General features: G+C 66.2%; 21 protein-coding genes and 3 tRNA genes. 17 read left to right on the top strand and 7 right to left on the bottom strand.

The window, feature by feature from the left end; all coding sequences use genetic code 11:
- Positions 1–38 precede the first annotated feature (38 nt).
- Both mgtE and EON91_RS08565 read right to left on the bottom strand, forming a co-directional pair.
- Positions 39–1,460, bottom strand: coding sequence for a magnesium transporter (gene mgtE, locus EON91_RS08570; protein WP_292093477.1), 1,422 nt, complete (start codon positions 1,458–1,460; stop codon positions 39–41).
- A gap of 61 nt (positions 1,461–1,521) precedes the next feature.
- A tRNA-Leu gene (locus EON91_RS08565) sits at positions 1,522–1,606 on the bottom strand.
- A 111-nt stretch (positions 1,607–1,717) separates the two neighbouring features.
- Between EON91_RS08565 and EON91_RS08560 the strand changes: the two genes are divergently transcribed.
- Positions 1,718–2,176, top strand: a complete 459-nt coding sequence (locus tag EON91_RS08560) for a hypothetical protein (RefSeq protein WP_292093474.1) — start codon at positions 1,718–1,720, stop codon at positions 2,174–2,176.
- Entirely contained in the window at positions 2,173–2,595 is a 423-nt protein-coding gene (locus EON91_RS08555; protein WP_292093471.1) for a hypothetical protein, read from the top strand. The genes EON91_RS08560 and EON91_RS08555 overlap by 4 nt, the downstream gene beginning before the upstream one ends.
- A 4-nt stretch (positions 2,596–2,599) precedes the next feature.
- Here EON91_RS08555 and EON91_RS08550 read toward each other — a convergent pair whose 3' ends face one another.
- Complete coding sequence (locus EON91_RS08550; RefSeq protein WP_292093468.1) at positions 2,600–2,896, bottom strand: FliM/FliN family flagellar motor switch protein; 297 nt, start codon at positions 2,894–2,896, stop codon at positions 2,600–2,602.
- Positions 2,897–2,926: 30 nt separating this feature from the next.
- Here EON91_RS08550 and lipB point away from each other — a divergent pair, with 30 nt between their 5' ends.
- The gene (gene lipB / locus EON91_RS08545) at positions 2,927–3,640 is read left to right on the top strand and encodes a lipoyl(octanoyl) transferase LipB (protein WP_292093466.1); all 714 of its coding nucleotides are present in this window, start codon (positions 2,927–2,929) and stop codon (positions 3,638–3,640) included.
- Between the two features lie 10 nt (positions 3,641–3,650).
- Here lipB and EON91_RS08540 read toward each other — a convergent pair whose 3' ends face one another.
- The 3 genes from EON91_RS08540 to EON91_RS08530 are packed head-to-tail and all read right to left on the bottom strand — an operon-like array spanning position 3,651 to position 6,629.
- Positions 3,651–4,271, bottom strand: coding sequence for a DUF805 domain-containing protein (locus EON91_RS08540; RefSeq protein WP_292093463.1), 621 nt, complete (start codon positions 4,269–4,271; stop codon positions 3,651–3,653).
- Positions 4,246–4,644 carry a DUF805 domain-containing protein gene (locus tag EON91_RS08535; RefSeq protein WP_292093460.1) on the bottom strand — a complete coding sequence of 133 codons (399 nt, stop codon included), beginning with the start codon at positions 4,642–4,644 and terminating at the stop codon, positions 4,246–4,248. Before EON91_RS08535 ends, EON91_RS08540 begins: the two co-directional genes overlap by 26 nt.
- Before the next feature lie 8 nt (positions 4,645–4,652).
- Positions 4,653–6,629, bottom strand: a complete 1,977-nt coding sequence (locus tag EON91_RS08530) for an acetyl/propionyl/methylcrotonyl-CoA carboxylase subunit alpha (RefSeq protein ID WP_292093458.1) — start codon at positions 6,627–6,629, stop codon at positions 4,653–4,655.
- Positions 6,630–6,818: 189 nt separating this feature from the next.
- On the opposite strand from EON91_RS08530, the gene EON91_RS08525 reads away from it, so the two are divergent.
- From EON91_RS08525 to EON91_RS08515, 3 genes are all read left to right on the top strand, one after another.
- The gene (locus EON91_RS08525; RefSeq protein ID WP_292093455.1) at positions 6,819–8,294 is read left to right on the top strand and encodes a hypothetical protein; all 1,476 of its coding nucleotides are present in this window, start codon (positions 6,819–6,821) and stop codon (positions 8,292–8,294) included.
- Between the two features lie 134 nt (positions 8,295–8,428).
- Entirely contained in the window at positions 8,429–8,917 is a 489-nt protein-coding gene (gene msrB, locus EON91_RS08520; RefSeq protein ID WP_292093453.1) for a peptide-methionine (R)-S-oxide reductase MsrB, read from the top strand.
- 49 nt (positions 8,918–8,966) lie between these two features.
- Positions 8,967–9,434, top strand: coding sequence for a hypothetical protein (locus tag EON91_RS08515; RefSeq protein ID WP_292093451.1), 468 nt, complete (start codon positions 8,967–8,969; stop codon positions 9,432–9,434).
- A 63-nt stretch (positions 9,435–9,497) separates the two neighbouring features.
- On the opposite strand, the gene EON91_RS08510 is transcribed toward EON91_RS08515, so the two are convergent.
- Positions 9,498–9,572: transfer RNA gene (locus tag EON91_RS08510), tRNA-Thr, on the bottom strand.
- A gap of 95 nt (positions 9,573–9,667) precedes the next feature.
- On the opposite strand from EON91_RS08510, the gene EON91_RS08505 reads away from it, so the two are divergent.
- The 11 genes from EON91_RS08505 to EON91_RS08455 all read left to right on the top strand — a co-directional run bounded on the left by EON91_RS08505 (position 9,668) and on the right by EON91_RS08455 (position 16,100).
- A complete protein-coding gene (locus EON91_RS08505; protein WP_292093449.1) occupies positions 9,668–9,811 on the top strand; it encodes a hypothetical protein in 144 nt (47 codons plus the stop codon).
- Between the two features lie 106 nt (positions 9,812–9,917).
- Positions 9,918–11,207 (top strand): UDP-N-acetylglucosamine 1-carboxyvinyltransferase, encoded by a 1,290-nt coding sequence (gene murA / locus EON91_RS08500; RefSeq protein WP_292093447.1) that lies wholly within the window; start codon positions 9,918–9,920, stop codon positions 11,205–11,207.
- Positions 11,197–11,691 (top strand): DUF2948 family protein, encoded by a 495-nt coding sequence (locus EON91_RS08495; RefSeq protein ID WP_292093446.1) that lies wholly within the window; start codon positions 11,197–11,199, stop codon positions 11,689–11,691. Before murA ends, EON91_RS08495 begins: the two co-directional genes overlap by 11 nt.
- Complete coding sequence (locus EON91_RS08490) at positions 11,688–12,152, top strand: UPF0262 family protein (RefSeq protein ID WP_292093444.1); 465 nt, start codon at positions 11,688–11,690, stop codon at positions 12,150–12,152. Before EON91_RS08495 ends, EON91_RS08490 begins: the two co-directional genes overlap by 4 nt.
- A 104-nt stretch (positions 12,153–12,256) precedes the next feature.
- The gene (gene infA / locus EON91_RS08485) at positions 12,257–12,478 is read left to right on the top strand and encodes a translation initiation factor IF-1 (protein ID WP_292093442.1); all 222 of its coding nucleotides are present in this window, start codon (positions 12,257–12,259) and stop codon (positions 12,476–12,478) included.
- 8 nt (positions 12,479–12,486) lie between these two features.
- The gene (locus EON91_RS08480) at positions 12,487–13,065 is read left to right on the top strand and encodes a nucleoside triphosphate pyrophosphatase (RefSeq protein ID WP_292093440.1); all 579 of its coding nucleotides are present in this window, start codon (positions 12,487–12,489) and stop codon (positions 13,063–13,065) included.
- Positions 13,062–14,060, top strand: coding sequence for a ribonuclease E/G (locus EON91_RS08475; RefSeq protein WP_292093439.1), 999 nt, complete (start codon positions 13,062–13,064; stop codon positions 14,058–14,060). The genes EON91_RS08480 and EON91_RS08475 overlap by 4 nt, the downstream gene beginning before the upstream one ends.
- 1 nt (position 14,061) lies before the next feature.
- Positions 14,062–14,229: a DNA gyrase inhibitor YacG gene (yacG, locus tag EON91_RS08470; RefSeq protein WP_292093436.1), complete on the top strand. Its 168-nt coding sequence runs from the start codon at positions 14,062–14,064 to the stop codon at positions 14,227–14,229.
- Positions 14,230–14,290: 61 nt separating this feature from the next.
- A tRNA-Phe gene (locus EON91_RS08465) sits at positions 14,291–14,366 on the top strand.
- Between the two features lie 379 nt (positions 14,367–14,745).
- Positions 14,746–15,660, top strand: a complete 915-nt coding sequence (exbB, locus tag EON91_RS08460; protein WP_292093434.1) for a tonB-system energizer ExbB — start codon at positions 14,746–14,748, stop codon at positions 15,658–15,660.
- Positions 15,661–15,665: 5 nt separating this feature from the next.
- Positions 15,666–16,100, top strand: coding sequence for a biopolymer transporter ExbD (locus EON91_RS08455; protein WP_292093432.1), 435 nt, complete (start codon positions 15,666–15,668; stop codon positions 16,098–16,100).
- Positions 16,101–16,333 lie beyond the last annotated feature (233 nt).

Genomic DNA, 16,333 nt, shown 5'->3' with positions numbered 1-16,333 from the left:
TGACGGGAGACCCAGCAAACAGCGGGCCGTCCGGTTCCCTAAAGCAGCACGATCGTGGCCAGACCGAGGAAGATCAGGAAGCCGAAGAAATCCGTCGTCGCCGTCACGAACACCGCCGAGGACACCGCCGGGTCGAACTTCAGCCTGGACAGGGTCACCGGCGTCAGCACCCCGACGCTGGCCGCGACCAGCAGGTTCAGCACCATGGCGACCGCGATCACCACGCCGATGCGCCAGTCTTCGTCCCAGAACCACAGCCCGGCCGCCAGACCGATCAGCGGCGCCAGCACCAGCCCGTTGGCCAGGCCCACCGCCATCTCGCGCCAGAACGTCCGCGTCGTGTTCGAAGCGTTCAGTTCACGCGTGGCCAGCGCCCGGACCGTAACGGCCAGCGCCTGTGTGCCCGCATTGCCGCCGATGGCCGAAACGATCGGCATCAGCACCGCCAGCGCGACGATCTGCTGGATCGTGCCTTCGAAGAAGGCGATGACGCCCGCGCCGATGACTGCCGTGAACAGGTTAATCGCCAGCCACGGTACGCGACCGCGCACGATCTCGGCCACGCCGGACGAGCGGTCCTCATCGGACACGCCGGCCATCCGCAGGATGTCCTCGCGGTTCTCTTCCTGAATGATGTTGACGATGTCGTCGACGGTGATCTGACCGACCAGCCGTCCGCCGGCGTCCACGACGGGGGCCGAGATCAGGTGGTATTTCTCGAAGATGTAGGCGACCTCTTCCTGGTCGACGGTCACCTCGATCTCGTTGACCGGCTCCATCAGTTCGGTCAGCGACGTGGCGCGCGGGCTGCGCAGCAGGCGGCTGATCGCCACCCCGCCGATCGGCTTGTTCAGCGGATCGACCACATAGATGTCGAAGAATAGCTCGGGCAGGTCCTCACCCTGGGCCCGGACGTGGTCGATGGTGTCGCCGACGTTCCAGAATTGCGGCGCGGCCATGAACTCGCGCTGCATCAGGCGGCCGGCCGAATCCTCGGCATAGCCCAGCGAGCTTTCGATCGCGGCGCGGTCGACCTCGGGCATGGCGGCCAGCACCTTTTCGCGCTGGTCGTCCTCCAGGTCCTCGACCACGGCGGCGGCGTCGTCGGAATCCAGCTCCTGCAGCGCCTCGGCCAGCGTCAGGTGAGGGACGCGCTCCAGCACCTCCTCGCGGATGCCGTCGTCCAGTTCGGGCAGGGTGTCGGCCAGCAGGTCCGGCGGCAGCCACTGCACCACCACGGCCCGGTGCTCGGCCGTCAGGAAGCCCATCAGATCGGCCACGTCGGCGGGGTGCAGGTCTTCCAGCAGGCCGCGCAGACGCATGCCGTCGCCGTCGTCGGCGGCGTCCACGACCTTTTCGACGAAGCCCGCCGTCAGGGCGTAGTCCCCGCCCAGGGCGACGTGGTCTTCGGTTTCGATGTCGGGGTCAGGGGCCAGGGAGGCGGAATCCGTGTGAGTCACGTGTCTGCCTCCCTGAAAATGATCAGCTGATGTTAGCCGAGATTCGCCCTGTCAGATCAGATGGTGCGGTCGAGAAGACTCGAACTTCCACGGGTTGCCCCACAGCGACCTCAACGCTGCGCGTCTACCAATTCCGCCACGACCGCTCGCATCGGAGCGGGGGCAATAGCGGAGACGTTGCGGAAAGGGAAGGGGGTTTGCTCAACCGAAGTGTGAGCCGGTGGACCGCTGATCGCTCGCCGTGTTCAACATAGGCGATGAGCCACGACCTAGACCTTTCGCCGGATACGCACTGCCTGCGCAATCCCAGCTTCCACGACGGCGCCGTCACTGGCCTTCTGGTGGATGGCGACAAGGCTGTTGTGCTGCTGCGGACAGTCGAGCGGGAGGATTACCGGCTCGAGCTTTCTGGTGTTCGGGCGCTGGTAGGGAATGATATTCGGGAGGGCAATATCATCTCGCACATAGAGGTGGTTGCAAGGCGGCGTCCCGATTTGTCTTGGCTGACGCCACTGTTCGTCGAGCCGCATCCTTCCGCCGAAGATCTGTATCGCCGGCAGTATGAGGACCGTCTCCGCAACATCGCCGACCTTGTGGTGAGTGGAGAAGCTTGCCTCATCGCAATCACGCCGTCGTATGGCTGCGAATTGTTGGCCTTGTGCGAAGGCGTGGCGCTCTTCCGGACTCAGGCGAACTTTGGCGTTCCTACGTCATGAGCCTCGACTACCTTCACCTTATCCCCGGTCAGTCGCCGCCGACGGTCGAAGCCCGACCTCATCGGGCGATGCTGGTGCTGGAAAACAAGGTCGATCCGGCTTGGCACGGTCTGATCAGCAACTGGCTCGTGGCGAGCGGCTGCTTCTACATGATGGCGTGGGGCGAGGAATGCAGTCTCTGGGACGACAGCGTCGATTGGGCGGCCCTGGACGCCTGTGACTTCGGCGATGTTCCCGATGACGAGTTCATCATGACCACCTGGCATCAAGAGACGCTGGCCGAAGCCTTCTGGTTCGCTGGCCATGCCGCGCACCACCCGACCGTGCCGCTGCCGGACCTGCGGATCATCCACATCGCAGAACAGCCGCGTCGCGATGAGTTGCTGGCCGCCTATGCCGAGGCGCAGGCGCTGGACTGAAGCCTCAGGCCGCCCCGGCCATGAAGTCGTACAGGTCGGCCGGGCGGGTGACGGTGATAGCGATGCGGTCCTCGCGGATCTCGATCTCGCCGCGCGCCACGGGGTGGTTGTTGGCCAGGATCCAGACCTCGTCCTTTTCCGACGCGTCCAGCGGGATCACCGCGCCGCGGCCCATCTTCAGCAGTTGGGACATGGGCAGCACGGATCGGCCCAGGACCACCGAGATTTCAACGTCGACGGCTTCGATCTGGCTCACGGGATACTCTGAAACGCTGACGGATACAGGACGCTGGTGTTGCATGGCGGCCCCCGCGCCTACATTGAGGGCCTCATGCTTGCTGAGCCGTTAAGCCTGTTGCCGAAACTTCGCCGTATCGACGGCGCGCCCGTGCAATGGGCGGTCTCGTCCGGCTATGTCGACTATCCCGCCGCCGTCGCCGCGATGGAGGCGCGGGCCGCCGCCATCGCCGAGGGCGCGGCGCCGGAATTGGTCTGGCTGCTGGAGCATCCGCCGCTTTACACCGCCGGGGTGTCGTCAAAGGACGATGATCTGCTGACGCCCGACCGCTTTCCCGTCCATCGCACGGGGCGGGGCGGGCAGTTCACCTATCACGGGCCGGGCCAGCGCGTGGCCTATGTCATGCTGGACCTGAACGCGCGCGGGCGTGACGTCCGCACCTTCGTGCGCGGGCTGGAGCAATGGGTCATCGGCGCCCTGGGCCGGTTCAGCGTCCCCGCCGACGTCCGCGACGGCCGCGTCGGCGTCTGGGTCGAGCGCAAGGGCCCCGGCTGGAGCCGTGAGGACAAGATCGCCGCCATCGGCGTCAAGGTTCGCAAATGGGTCAGCTTCCACGGCATCAGCCTGAACGTCGAACCGGATCTGGACCATTTCGGCGGCATCGTGCCCTGCGGCATCAGCGAGCACGGCGTCACCAGCCTGATCGACCTGGGCGTGCTGGCCACGATGGACGAGGCGGACGCGGCGCTGAAGTCTTCGTTCGAGGCGATCTTCGGCCCGGTTCAGTCGGCCGACGCGCCGGTCTGACCTGTTGTGATTATTGATCGGCCACACCGATGCCCTTGGGCGACGGACCGTAGCGATTGGGTCCGGGCGTTCCGTCCAGAAGACCCAGGGTAACTGTCAGCCACACGGCGCCTCCCAAGAGCACCAGGCTCAGGATGCTCATGGCTGGTCCCCAGAGCGGATCAACCGCTGAACCCATTCCTGGGGGCGCTAGGCGATCTCCAAAAATTAGGAAATCCGACAGCAGGGAGAAGATGAAATACACCCACACCAACCAACCCGAATTGTTGCGGTCATGCTCTCGCCTGAGGCACAGGATCAGCATGGGCCAGTAAAATACCAGAGCGACCAAAGATATAAATGTAGCAGTGGCTATAAAACGAGGTGATTTCGATGGTATCTCGCCTAATTGCAGAAGCATGGTTACGCCGATAAAGCCGTCACCAAGGATCAAGCTCGCGCCTGCTAGCTGAATGAAGAGACATAAGGCGGCTAAGCCAAGCGAAATCAGCCAGAAGTCCCGACGTCTCAAGCGGCCTCGCGCCACGAACAACTCCGTAACAGCTGACTTCATCACCGATGCGCCCCGAATCTCATACCTGAGGTTGAGGTCTTTGTTTGCCGTGTCAATCGGCGCTAGAAGGCGCGCCATAGCGGTTGAACGCTTTCTGCCCCGGCAGGATCGCCAGATCGACGACCACGGCCAGCAGCAGCGCGGCCCACAGCCAGTCCAGCGGCGCCTCGGGCCAGCTTGAACCCTGCGGCCAGCAGATGGCGAAGGCGATCAGGATCGGCCCGCTCCACCAGCCTGACCGTCCCCGGTCATGCAGCCGTTGCGACAGCACGCAGGCGCTTAAGTAGAACAGCGCCGCCCCGACCAGCCAGCCGGTCCAGCGCTGCACGAAGCCCGGCGCCAGCAGGTCGAACGCCGCCCACACCGCGATCAGCGGCAGCACGCCCGCGATAAAGGCCGCGCGCCCGATCCGGCCGCTGGAGTGCAGATACAGATCTGACAGGGCGGCCACGACGGGGCTCAGCCGAACTCGACCAGCACGTCGTCGGCGGCGACGGGGTCGCCCGCCTTGGCGCTGACGGCCTTCACCACGCCGTCGCGTTCGGCCTTGAGGATGTTTTGCATCTTCATAGCCTCGATGATGGCGACGGTCTCGCCGGCCTTCACCTCCTGACCGGCGGTCACGGGGATGGCCACGACCAGCCCCGGCATGGGCGACAGCACCAGTTTCGAGGTGTCCGCCGCCTGTTTTTCGGGCAGGCGCGCATAGAAGTCGGCGGCGCGCGGCGTCATCACACGCACCCGTGCCCGGGCGGCGCGGTGGCGGATGTCAAAGCCGTCGGCGGTGCGCTTCACCTCGGCGGTGAAGGCCTCGTCGTCCAGCACGGCCTTGAACTGGGCCTGGCCCGGCCGCCAGTCGATCTCGGTCAGGACCAGGTCCTCTTCTTCCAGCGACACGACCAGATCCTCGGCCTCGTCATAGGACAGGGACACGGCGTGCGCCTCGCGGTCGATCAGCACGGTCCAGTCGGTGCGCTCGCTGGGATCGCCGGCCTGCTCGGCCAGCACTTCGTTCATGGCCGTGGCGGCGGCAATGAAGATCGCCTTCTGACGGTCGGACGGGGTCAGGCCGTGGAAGCCGTCGGGGAATTCGTCCTTGATATAGCTGGTGGACAGCTGGCCCGACTGGAACCGCTGCTGGTCCATCACGGCCGACAGGAAGGGCACGTTGTGGCCCAACCCCGACAGGTGGGTGTCCTCCAGCGCCCGGGCCATGCCGGTCAGCGCCGCCTCACGCGTCTCGCCCCAGGCGCACAGCTTGGCGATCATGGGGTCGTAGAACATGCTGATCTCGTCGCCCTCGCGGACGCCGGAATCGTTGCGGACGGTATAGTCGCCCTGATCGCCTTCCTGGGGCTGCTCATAGCGCACAAGGCGGCCGATCGACGGCAGGAAGCCACGATAGGGGTCCTCGGCATAGATGCGGCTCTCGATGGCCCAGCCGTTGATCGACAGGTCGTCCTGTTTGAACGCCAGCTTTTCGCCCCAGGCGGACCGGATCATCTGCTCGACCAGATCGACCCCGGTGATCAGCTCCGTCACCGGATGTTCCACCTGAAGACGGGTGTTCATCTCAAGGAAATAGAACGATTTATCCTGTCCGGCGACGAACTCGACCGTGCCGGCGCTGTCATAGTTCACGGCCTGGGCCAAGGCGACGGCCTGGGCGCCCATCGCCATACGCGTGGCCTCGTCCAGCAGGGGAGACGGCGCCTCTTCGATGACCTTCTGGTTCCGGCGCTGGATCGAGCATTCGCGCTCGAATAGGTGGACGACATTGCCGTGCTTGTCGCCCATCACCTGAATCTCGATGTGGCGCGGGTCGATGATGAATTTTTCCAGGAAGACCCGGTCGTCGCCAAAGGCGTTCAGCGCCTCGGCCTTCACCGCCGCGAATCCCTCGGCCATGTCGTCGTCGCCATGGGCGACGCGGATGCCCTTGCCGCCGCCGCCGGCCGAGGCCTTGATCATGACCGGATAGCCGATCTCGCGGGCGATGGTGACCGCCTCTTCCGGCGTGTCGATCAGGCCCATGTGCCCCGGAACGGTGCTGACGCCCGCCTCGGCGGCGAATTTCTTGGAGGTGATCTTGTCGCCCATGGCGTCGATCGCCTCGGGGTTCGGGCCGATGAAGGCGATGCCTTCGTCCTTTAGCCGCCGCGCAAAGCCGGCGTTTTCACTCAGGAAGCCAAAGCCCGGGTGCACCGCCTCGGCGCCCGTCTGCTTCACCGCCTCCACGATCTTGTCGGCCAGCAGATAGGACTGGTTGGCGGGGGCGGGCCCGATCAGCACCGCCTCGTCGGCCATCTCGACCGCCAGCGATCCGGCGTCGGCCTCGGAATAGACCTGCACCGTCCGGATGCCCATCTTGCGGCACGTCTTGATGATGCGAACCGCGATCTCGCCCCGGTTGGCGATCAGAATCTTGGAGAACATGCGCTGGCCTGAAACCGTTCGTGAACTACGCGCTCCGATTAGGACGCCGGGCCCGGCGAGTAAACCGGCGCACGCGACAGGGCGTCGCGCGAAGCCCTTTCCTGACCCACAGGGGGTTGGCAGGCACCGCGGCGATAGGGTTTAACACGTCCGAACCGCGTTTTAGACGGCCGGGAGACCTCCTCTACTATGAACCGCCTTTTCATCGCCGCCTCGGCCTTCGCCATGGTGGTCGCCTCCGGCGCCGCCTCCGCCCAGGATTTCCGCGGCCTTGCGCTGCAGGACCTGACCACGGTCCATGACACCCTGCGCGACAACCATCCTGCCGCCGTGACCCAGGGCGCCGAGGGCGACGCCTTCCGCGCCTGGCTGGACGCCGGCCTGACGCAGGCCCAGGCCAAGGCCGGTCAGGTCAACAGCGGCGACAGCCATGCCTATGCCCTGCGCTGGTACGCCAACGGCTTCCGTGACGCGAACATCGCCACCCGCCAGACCTACGAAGGCCTGGGCCCGTACTTCGCGACTAGCTGGCCCGGCGTGGCCACCGCCTGGCGCAACGGCCAGTATGTCGTCTCCTACGTCCAGCCGGGCGTGCGCGGCCTGCCGCCGCTGGGCGCCGTGCTCAAGAGCTGCAACCTGCAGCCCATTGAGGACATCGCCAAGGCCAAGCTGGACCAGTTCGAAGGCGACCTGACGACCGAGGCCGGCCGCGTCCGCACCGCACCCTATCTGCTGTGGAACCGCAACAATCCGATGGCCGGCGGCGTGCCGTCCGTCTGTGAATTCACCGTCGGTCGCCGTGACCGCGAGTTCACCCTGAAGCCGGTCGAGGCGAACCCCGCCAACCTCGAGGCCGCCTATCGCGCCTCGGTCTTCACCCCCGGCCCGGCGCCGCTGGCGGTCGAGACGGTGAACGGCCGCCCGTGGGTCCGCGTCAATTCGCTGGCCGACGACGCCGCCTGGGACGCCTTCTACGCCCAGGTCGAGGCCCAGGCCGCGGCCATCCGCGGGCCGCAGGGCTTCGTGCTGGACCTGCGCGGTGCGCGCGGCGACTCGCTCAACGCCACGGCGCGTGGCTATGGTCTGGCCAACCGCATATGGACGCCGGAGTTCACCGTCAGCCGCCAGCCGGAAGCGGGCTCGATCACCTATCGCGCCACCGCCGCCAACCGCCAGTGGTTCGTCGACACCCTGACCCGCATGCAGGCTGATCCGCGCTTCGTGCAGGAATCGGCTCCGGTCATCGAACAGACCCAGGCCATCGTCGCGGCCTTCGACGCCGCCATCGCCGCCAACCAGCCGACCTTCGTCATGCCGGGCCGCCCGGCCGTGGCCGACGCCGGCACGGCCAATCCGGTCGCTGGTCAGGTCGTCGTTCTGGTGGACGCCGGCTGCTCGGGCGGCTGCCTGGACACGCTGGACCTGCTGACGCGCCTGCCGAACGTGCGTCTGGCCGGTTCGACCACGGCGGTGGACTCGATCTTCATCGAGCCGACCACCCTGCGCCTGCCGTCCAACTATGCGGACCTGTCGTACGGTCACAAGGCCTGGACCACGCGTCAGCGTGGCAACAACAAGCCCTATACGCCGGAATCGGGTCTGACCTTCACGGGTAACCCGGCCGATGAAGCCGCCGTCCAGACTTGGGTCGGCACGCTCTTCTAAGGGCGCTACCGCGCTTCGCGCTACTTGAGCGCAAGACGTCCTAGGAGCGCTACCGCGCTTCGCGCTACTTGAGCGCAAGACTTCCAAAGGCCCGGATGGTGGAACCGCCGTCCGGGCCTTCCTATTTGGAGATCATGACCGATCTCTCCCCTGACACCCTCCGCTCCGCTTCAGGTTTCGACCTGACGCCGCCCAGTGACAGCCAGCGCGTGGCGCTGGAGGCCGATCTGTCGGTTGAAGAAAAGCGCGTCCTGCTGGCCCATGGCACCGAGGCGCCGTTTTGTGGGACCCTGCTGGGCGAGAAACGGGCAGGGGTCTTCTGCTGCCGGGAATGCGGCCTGCCGCTGTTCCGCGCAGGCACAAAGTTCGAAAGCGGAACCGGCTGGCCCAGCTTCACCGAACCCGTCGATCCGGCCCACGTCCGCGAGGTGCGAGACACCAGCTACGGGATGGTGCGCGTCGAGACCCGCTGCGCCCGTTGCGACAGTCATCAGGGTCACGTCTTCCCCGACGGCCCGCCGCCCAGCGGTCAACGTTATTGCATCAACTCGGTCGCCCTGACCTTCGTGCCCGAGGGGTATCGCCTGCCCGATCCGCTGGGGCGCGGCGACGGAACCGCCTGACCTTGGCCTCAATCGGGGCTAGGATGAGGGACGAAAGGGAGACATCGGCATGATCGCTCTGCTGCTCGCCGCCGGACTGATGGTCGCGCCTGATCCCGACGGCGTCATCGCCACCGCGAATCGCGACCTGCCGCCCCTGACGGCCGAAGCCGCCCCGACGACCGATTCCCTGCCTCGCGCCGTTCAGGCCGCCACAGCGCACGGCCTGACCACGGATCAACAGATCAGCCAATGGCTGGCGGCCGCCGCCGAGGCGCCCGCGCCCTACAGCCTGACCGAGGAACCGCGCGACGATCGTCAGGTTCACGGCACGGTCAGCGCGGGAATCGGCACCGGCGGTTATCGCGACTACGCCGCATCGGTGTCCCTGCCGATCGGCGACAGCGGGCGACTGGACCTGCACTACCGCCAGACCGAGAACGACCGCTACGGCTACGGGCCCTATGACTACGACCCGTTCTCGCCCTACGGCCGCTACCGCAGCCGGTCGGTGGGCGCGGGGGTCACACTGCCCTGATCTGACGGCTTCGGGTCGGAACGACAAAAGGCCCGACCGTATGGTCGGGCCTTTCGCTTGTGGTGGTGCCGCCGGGGGGAATCGAACCCACGACCTCAGCCTTACCAAGGATGCGCTCTACCACTGAGCTACGGCGGCGAAATCTGAGGAAGCGGCCGTATAGCCAAACCCTTGGCGGGGGGGAAGTGCATTTTCTCGTTGAACTGAACTTTTCGCGGCGCTTGTCTGATCCGATGAAATCCGATCCCCCGTCGCCCCTGTCCGAGGTCGAGCGCGAAAAGGCTGAAAAGGCGGCGCGTCTGGCCCAGGCCCTGCGCGCCAACCTGCGCCGCCGCAAGGCGGGACAGACGGCCCCGCCGGACAAGGACATTGACTGAATGTCATCGCCCGGCCTCGCTTCGGCCTTTCGCAGGAGCGAAGGCCCGCGCTAGATAGTCGATCCGCCGTCGCCAAACGTGGTCTCGGCGCGCGCTCAAGGACCCCATGGACAGCATCGCCCTTCACGGCGGCGCCCAACTGAACGGTGAAATCCCCGTCAGTGGCGCCAAGAACTCCGCCATCAAGCTGATGGCCGCCTCGATCCTGACGGATCAGCCCCTGCTGCTGACCAATATGCCGCGCCTGGCTGACACCAAATTCCTGGGTCAACTGCTGCGCCAGTTCGGCGTCGAGGTGACCGAGCGTGAGGGCGCGAACGGCCAGGAGACCCTGTTCCACGCCGCCGACCTGACCTCGACCTTCGCCCCTTATGATCTGGTCCGCCAGATGCGGGCCTCGTTCAACGTGTTGGGGCCGCTGCTGGCCCGCACCGGCCACGCCAAGGTTTCGCTGCCGGGCGGCTGCACCATCGGCGCGCGCCCCGTGGACCTGCACCTGATGGCCCTCTCGGCCCTGGGCGCCGCGATCGAGCTGGAGGAAGGCTACGTCAGCGCCACCGCGCCCAAGGGGCTGCGCGGCGCCGAGATCGAATTCCCGTTCGTGTCCGTGGGCGCGACCGAACACGCCCTGCTGGCCGCCGTCCTGGCGCAAGGGACGACGGTCCTCAAGCGCGCCGCGCGCGAGCCCGAGATCGGCGACCTGGCGCGCTGCCTGATCGCCATGGGCGCCAAGATCGAGGGGCTGGACACCGACGTCCTGACCATCACGGGCGTCTCGTCGCTGAACGGTGCCGAATGGGCCGTGATTCCCGACCGGATCGAGATGGGCAGCTACGCCGTCGCCGCCGCCATGGCGGGGGGCGAGGTGCGTCTGACCAAGGGGCGCGCCGACCTGATCACCGCCCTGACCGACAAGATGATCGAGGCGGGCGTGGACATCACCCCGACCGACGACGGCGTCATCGTTCGCCGCGATCCGAAACAGCGCCTCAAGGCCGTGAACCTGACGACCGAGATCTATCCCGGCTTCGCCACCGACCTGCAGGCGCAGTTCATGGCCCTGATGACCACGGCCGAGGGGGAAAGCGTCATCCACGAGAATATCTTCGAGAACCGCTTCATGCACGCGCCCGAACTGGCGCGTCTGGGCGCCGACATCACCGTCCATGCGGGCGAGGCGCGGGTGCGCGGCGTCGAGAAACTGACCGGCGCGCCGGTCATGGCCACCGACTTGCGGGCCTCGGTCAGCCTGGTCATCGCCGGCCTGGTGGCCGAGGGCGAGACGACGATCGGCCGGGTCTATCATCTGGATCGCGGTTTCGAGCGTTTGGAAGAAAAGCTGGGCGCCTGCGGCGCCGACATCCGCCGCCTGAAAGGGGAGGGTGATGAACACTGACGAGATGCCGATCGACGCCCTGAGCCAGGAGCAGGCCCAAAAGCAGGCCGAGCAGGCGCTGGAGCCCTTGCGCCTGCTGGCCGAGGACGCGGAGGATCTGCAGATCATCTCCGCCGCGCTTCAGGACGCGATCCTGCGGCCGGTCGATATCGTCTGGGAAAAGGCGGCCCGCCGCCTGACCGTCACCCTCAGCCGCTTTTGCTGGGAATGCGGCGGCACGCGCGTCATGGCCGCCATGCAGTTCGGCGACGTCGAGGCGGTGAAAAGCCGCCGCCTGCCCCGTGCCCCGGAATCCGCGCTCGAACTTCTGGCTCTCGATTTCGAGCCGACCGAGGCGCCGGGGGGGCGGGTCATCCTGATGTTCGCCGGCGGCGGTGACCTGCGCATCGATGTCGAGTGTCTGGACGCGGTACTGGCCGACCTGTCTGACCGCTGGCCTGCCCGTGTCGCGCCGCTGCACGAGAACGGGACGCCTGACGCATGACCGAGCATCGCCTGACCTCCGTCGACCTTGACGCCGCCACCCTGCCGGCCGCCACGGCCGAGATCGAACACGAGCGCCGCGTCGCCATCTTCGATCTGGTCGAGAAGAACAGCTTCCAGCCGGCGGGCGCCGAGGGCGGCCCCTATGCGCTGAAGCTGTCGCTGCAGGACAGTCGGCTGGTCTTCGACATCACCGGGCCCGACTTCGCCCGCGCCCACGGCCTGTCCCTGACGCCGTTGAAGACGGTGTTGCGCGACTATCTGCTGATCTGTGAAAGTTATTACGAGGCCCTGCGCGGCTCGTCGGCCAGCCAGATCGAGTCGGTCGACATGGGCCGTCGCGGTCTGCACAACGAAGGCGCCGAGCAGCTGAAATCCCGACTGGAAGGCAAGATCGACCTGGACCACGAGACGGCCCGCCGTCTCTTCACCTTGGTCTGCGCCCTCTATCGTCGCGGCTGAACTCGACTAGCCGGGCGTTTTCAGGCATACGCCCCCATCCTTAACGCTCGCGTCCACGCCCGGCGCGGGCCCGAAGACGTATTTGCAGGGGCGAGAGAGGCCGCATGGCTAAGGAAGAACTGCTCGAGTTCCCGGGTGTCGTCAGCGAACTGCTGCCGAACGCCACTTTCCGCGTTCTGCTTGAAGAGAGCGGACACGAAATCATCGCCCATACCGCCGGCAAGATGCGCAAGAACCGCATCCGCGTGCTGGCCGGCGACAAGGTCCTGGTGGAAATGACCCCCTATGACCTGACCAAGGGCCGCATCACCTATCGCTTCAAGTAAGGACGGCCTTGCGTCGTCCCGACCTTGTGCTGGCCTCCGCCAGCCCGCGCCGCGTCGAGCTGCTGGCGCAGATCGGGGTCACGCCTGATCGAATCGATCCCGCCGACATCGACGAGACTCCGCTGAAGGCCGAGACGCCGCGCCTTCTGGCGCAGCGCCTGGCCCGCACCAAGGCGGGCGTCGTGGCCCAGCGAAACCCCGACGCCGTGGTTCTGGCCGCCGACACCGTCGTGGCCCAGGGCCGTCGCCTGTTGGAAAAAGCCGCCGACGAGGCCGAGGCGACCCGTTTCCTCGAGCTTCTGTCGGGCCGAAGCCATCGCGTTTATACCGGTGTCGCCCTGGCCCATGGCGGCGCGATCCGCTGCCGGGTCGTCGAGACGCGGGTCAGCTTCAAGGTCCTGTCGCCCGCTGAAATCGCCGCCTACGTCGCCTCGGACGAATGGCGGGGCAAGGCCGGGGCCTATGGCATCCAGGGTCGCGCGGGCGCCTTCGTCCAGCGGATCGTCGGCAGCCATCCGGCCGTCATGGGCCTGCCCCTGTTTGAAACCGCCAATTTGCTGACCGGCGTGGGCTGGCGCGCGGAATGACCGGCGAGGTCGAGGTCTTCCTCGACGAGACGCCCGGCGAGACCCGCGGCGTCATCCTGCGCGACGGGCGATTCGACCGCCTGATCCTTCATTACGACGACGACCTGCCCCAGAATCGGCTTGGCGCTCGTTCGATCGGTCGTGTCACGCGCGTCGAGCCCGGCCTGCGCGGCGCCTTTATCGACCTGGGCGCGGGCGATCCGGCGGGATTCCTGCCGTGGAAGGGCCAGCCGCCGCGAGTCGGCGAGAAGGTCGAGGTCGTGGTCGTCGCCGAACCGCGTGAAAACAAAGGGCCCGCCCTGCGGCGTCTTGGCGCGGGACAGGGCGAGGTCCGCTTGCTGTCCGCAGGGCCTGCTGTCGCCCAGCACCTGGCCCAGCTGGCCCCGGGCATTGAGGTCCAGACCGGGGTCGAGGCGATCCGCGCAGGCATCGAGGCTGCCGAAGCTGCACTCGCATCGCGGGAAATCCTGTCGGACTATGGACTGGATATCGCGGTCCAGCGCACCCGGGCCCTGATCGCCGTCGATATCGATCACGCCGGGGGCAGGGGGCGCGAACAGGCCAATCGCGCCGGTTTGTCGCATGCAGCGCGACTGATCCGGCTGAAATCCTGGGGCGGACTGGTCGCCATCGATCTGGCGGGCGTCAATCATGACGGCGCAGTCGTGGGGCGCATGGCCCGCGACGCCTTCGCAGAAGAGCCCGAGGCGGCCATCGGCCCGGTCAGTCGGTTCGGCCTGCTGCAGCTGTCCCTGCCTTGGCGACGGACCCCGGTCGAGGAGCGGCTGGCCTCGCCCATGGCCCGTCGCGCGGCGCCCGTGCGTCATTTGGCCCTGCGCCTGCTGGAGGATCGTGGTCTGGCGCGCGCCACTCTATATGTATCGCCAGCGGCCCTGCCTGCGGTCGCGCCGCTCGTCGGCCGGCTGGGTCCACGGGCCATGGCCGCAGCCGATCCGGCCCTGATCGCTGACGCATTCAGAATAGAGGGTGTCTGAGATGGCGACCTGTCCCATCTGCCGCCGCGAGCCGCCGGCCCCGAAATACAAGCCCTTCTGCTCCAAACGCTGCGCCGATATCGACCTGCAGCGCTGGTTCACGGGCGGCTACGCCATCCCTGTCGAGCCCGCCGACGAGCTGTCTGATGATCCGGGCGAAGAAGTCTGAGATCACCGCTGGACAGGTTTTGAAGGCTCGCATATAGACCCGCTCTCGCGACGCGACGCGCGCCTGGGTAGCTCAGTTGGTAGAGCAGCGGATTGAAAATCCGCGTGTCGGTGGTTCGAACCCGCCCCCAGGCACCATCTCTCGTTGCAGGCCTCGAATTGGCCTATCGCGGTTATCATCAAATTGTCGCTTTCCGGGCGTTTCCTGCCCGATGCTCGCTCGCGTTTCCCCGTTGGGGGGAAAAGCGTCTGTGCACACTTGACGCTCCGGAACGGGTTCGCCAAAGGGTGCTGGACCGCTTTCTTTCGCGAGCGGCCGGAAGCCGGACGGAATATTCCACAAGGCGACCGTTCACCCCCTCCCGACGACCTCGGTCGAAGGGAACGTTAGAAGGCGATCCGCCGTTCGGACCATCTGGACCGGTCGGCGGGCAAAAACATTTCATTGAGGGCTGGTCGCCTCGTGTGACCTGTCCTTGGGTTCCACGTGTCAGACCAAAGCAGGAACTGGCGAACAATGCTCGATAGCAAGAAGACGAACATCCTCCTGGCCATGGCCGGCGCTGCCGTGCTGATGGCTGGTACGCCGGTCCTGGCGCAGGACACGGCGGCTCCGGCCGCTGCTCCCGCCGCCGCGGCTCCCGCCGCCGACGCCGCTGCCGCTCCGGCCGCTCCGGCCGTAGACGCTGCTGCTCCCGCTGAAGATCCGGCCTCGGTCGGTGAAGCGGTCGGCGGCGCTCACAGCGGTGGCATCACCCCGATCTCCATGTTCATGGAAGCGACCATGGTCGTGAAGGTCGTCATGATCGGCCTTCTGCTGGCTTCGGTCTTCACCTGGACCCTGCTGCTCATCAAGCTGCTGGAGTTCGGCGCCCTGAACCGCGCCACCGACCGCTTCCTGGAAGCGTTCCGCGGCGCTCGCACGATCGCCGACATGCGTCGCGTGTCGACCTCGGACGAGTTCGAAGGCAACCCGCTGGCCGACATGGCCGCCGCGGCTACCGAAGAAATCGAACTGTCGCGTCAGGCTGGCCTGTCGGTCACCGGCGAACACCGCGACTCGGCCATGAACCGCGCTCAACAGGCGGTGCATGCTGTCCAGTCGGGTCTGGCCAAGCGCCTGTCGGGCGGCCAGCAGTTCTTGGCTTCGGTCGGCGCCTCGGGTCCCTTCATCGGTCTGTTCGGCACCGTGTACGGCATCATGAACTCGTTCATCGGCATCGCTGAATCGAACACGACCAACCTGGCCGTCGTTGCGCCGGGTATCGCCGAGGCCCTGCTGGCCACCGGTATCGGTCTGTTCGCCGCTATCCCGGCCGTTATCTTCTACAACTACTTCAACACCCGCATCTCGGCCTACGGCACGCGTTCGGACGGTTTCAACGCTGAACTGGTCAACGCCATCTCGCGTCAGCTCGACAAGGGAGCGTAACCCGCATGGCCGCCAAACTATCCGGTTCCGGCGGCGGCAAGGGCACCGTCGAGGCGAACAGCGAAATCAATGTCACGCCTTTCGTGGACATTATGCTGGTTCTCCTCATCATCTTCATGGTGGCGGCTCCGCTCGCCACCGTGTCGGTGCCGGTGAAACTGCCTCGCGCCGTCGCTCCGCCGGCCCAGAATCCTCCCAAGCCCGTCTTCATCTCGATTCAGAATGATGGCGACGTGTTCGTGGGCGACTTCCGGACCAGCGTGGGCTCGCTCGGTGATGATCTGAAGTCTCAGATCGGTAGCCGTAACCCCGACCAGGAACGGATTTTCATCCGTGCTGACCAAACCACCCGCTACGGCGACTTCATGCAGGTCATGAACGCCCTGCAGGACAATGGTTTCTACAGCGTGGCCCTGGTTGGCGAAGACACTTCAAGCTGAGGCGACGGTCCAGAGCATGACAGCTGAAACTGAAGCCCATCATCACCGGGACCCGATTCTTGATCCCCCGCGGAAAAAGAAAAAGGGACTGTCGGTCGGCGCTGTGGTCGGGATTATTGTCTCGGTCGTGGTCCACGGACTGGTCGGTCTGTACCTGTACAAGAACAAGTTCAAGCTGCAGGAATACAACTACCAGGACGACGCCGTCGACGTGGAGCTGATCGAGCCGGCCC

Origin of the sequence: Brevundimonas sp., from assembly GCF_004210735.1 — a bacterium.
GTDB lineage: Bacteria > Pseudomonadota > Alphaproteobacteria > Caulobacterales > Caulobacteraceae > Brevundimonas.
This window is presented reverse-complemented; position numbering and strand designations above follow the sequence as displayed.

Bases quoted from the DNA above. Each gene is read 5' to 3' on its own strand.
- EON91_RS08505 (WP_292093449.1), top strand. From the start codon at position 9,668: ATGAAATCCGATCCCCCGTCGCCCCTGTCCGAGGTCGAGCGCGAAAAG.
- EON91_RS08515 (WP_292093451.1), top strand. From the start codon at position 8,967: ATGATCGCTCTGCTGCTCGCCGCCGGACTGATGGTCGCGCCTGATCCC.
- EON91_RS08555 (WP_292093471.1), top strand. From the start codon at position 2,173: ATGAGCCTCGACTACCTTCACCTTATCCCCGGTCAGTCGCCGCCGACG.
- EON91_RS08550 (WP_292093468.1), bottom strand. From the start codon at position 2,896: ATGCAACACCAGCGTCCTGTATCCGTCAGCGTTTCAGAGTATCCCGTG.
- EON91_RS08560 (WP_292093474.1), top strand. From the start codon at position 1,718: ATGAGCCACGACCTAGACCTTTCGCCGGATACGCACTGCCTGCGCAAT.
- EON91_RS08530 (WP_292093458.1), bottom strand. From the start codon at position 6,629: ATGTTCTCCAAGATTCTGATCGCCAACCGGGGCGAGATCGCGGTTCGC.
- EON91_RS08490 (WP_292093444.1), top strand. From the start codon at position 11,688: ATGACCGAGCATCGCCTGACCTCCGTCGACCTTGACGCCGCCACCCTG.
- yacG (WP_292093436.1), top strand. From the start codon at position 14,062: ATGGCGACCTGTCCCATCTGCCGCCGCGAGCCGCCGGCCCCGAAATAC.
- exbB (WP_292093434.1), top strand. From the start codon at position 14,746: ATGCTCGATAGCAAGAAGACGAACATCCTCCTGGCCATGGCCGGCGCT.
- lipB (WP_292093466.1), top strand. From the start codon at position 2,927: ATGCTTGCTGAGCCGTTAAGCCTGTTGCCGAAACTTCGCCGTATCGAC.
- infA (WP_292093442.1), top strand. From the start codon at position 12,257: ATGGCTAAGGAAGAACTGCTCGAGTTCCCGGGTGTCGTCAGCGAACTG.
- EON91_RS08495 (WP_292093446.1), top strand. From the start codon at position 11,197: ATGAACACTGACGAGATGCCGATCGACGCCCTGAGCCAGGAGCAGGCC.
- EON91_RS08525 (WP_292093455.1), top strand. From the start codon at position 6,819: ATGAACCGCCTTTTCATCGCCGCCTCGGCCTTCGCCATGGTGGTCGCC.
- msrB (WP_292093453.1), top strand. From the start codon at position 8,429: ATGACCGATCTCTCCCCTGACACCCTCCGCTCCGCTTCAGGTTTCGAC.
- EON91_RS08455 (WP_292093432.1), top strand. From the start codon at position 15,666: ATGGCCGCCAAACTATCCGGTTCCGGCGGCGGCAAGGGCACCGTCGAG.
- EON91_RS08540 (WP_292093463.1), bottom strand. From the start codon at position 4,271: ATGGCGCGCCTTCTAGCGCCGATTGACACGGCAAACAAAGACCTCAAC.
- EON91_RS08475 (WP_292093439.1), top strand. From the start codon at position 13,062: ATGACCGGCGAGGTCGAGGTCTTCCTCGACGAGACGCCCGGCGAGACC.
- murA (WP_292093447.1), top strand. From the start codon at position 9,918: ATGGACAGCATCGCCCTTCACGGCGGCGCCCAACTGAACGGTGAAATC.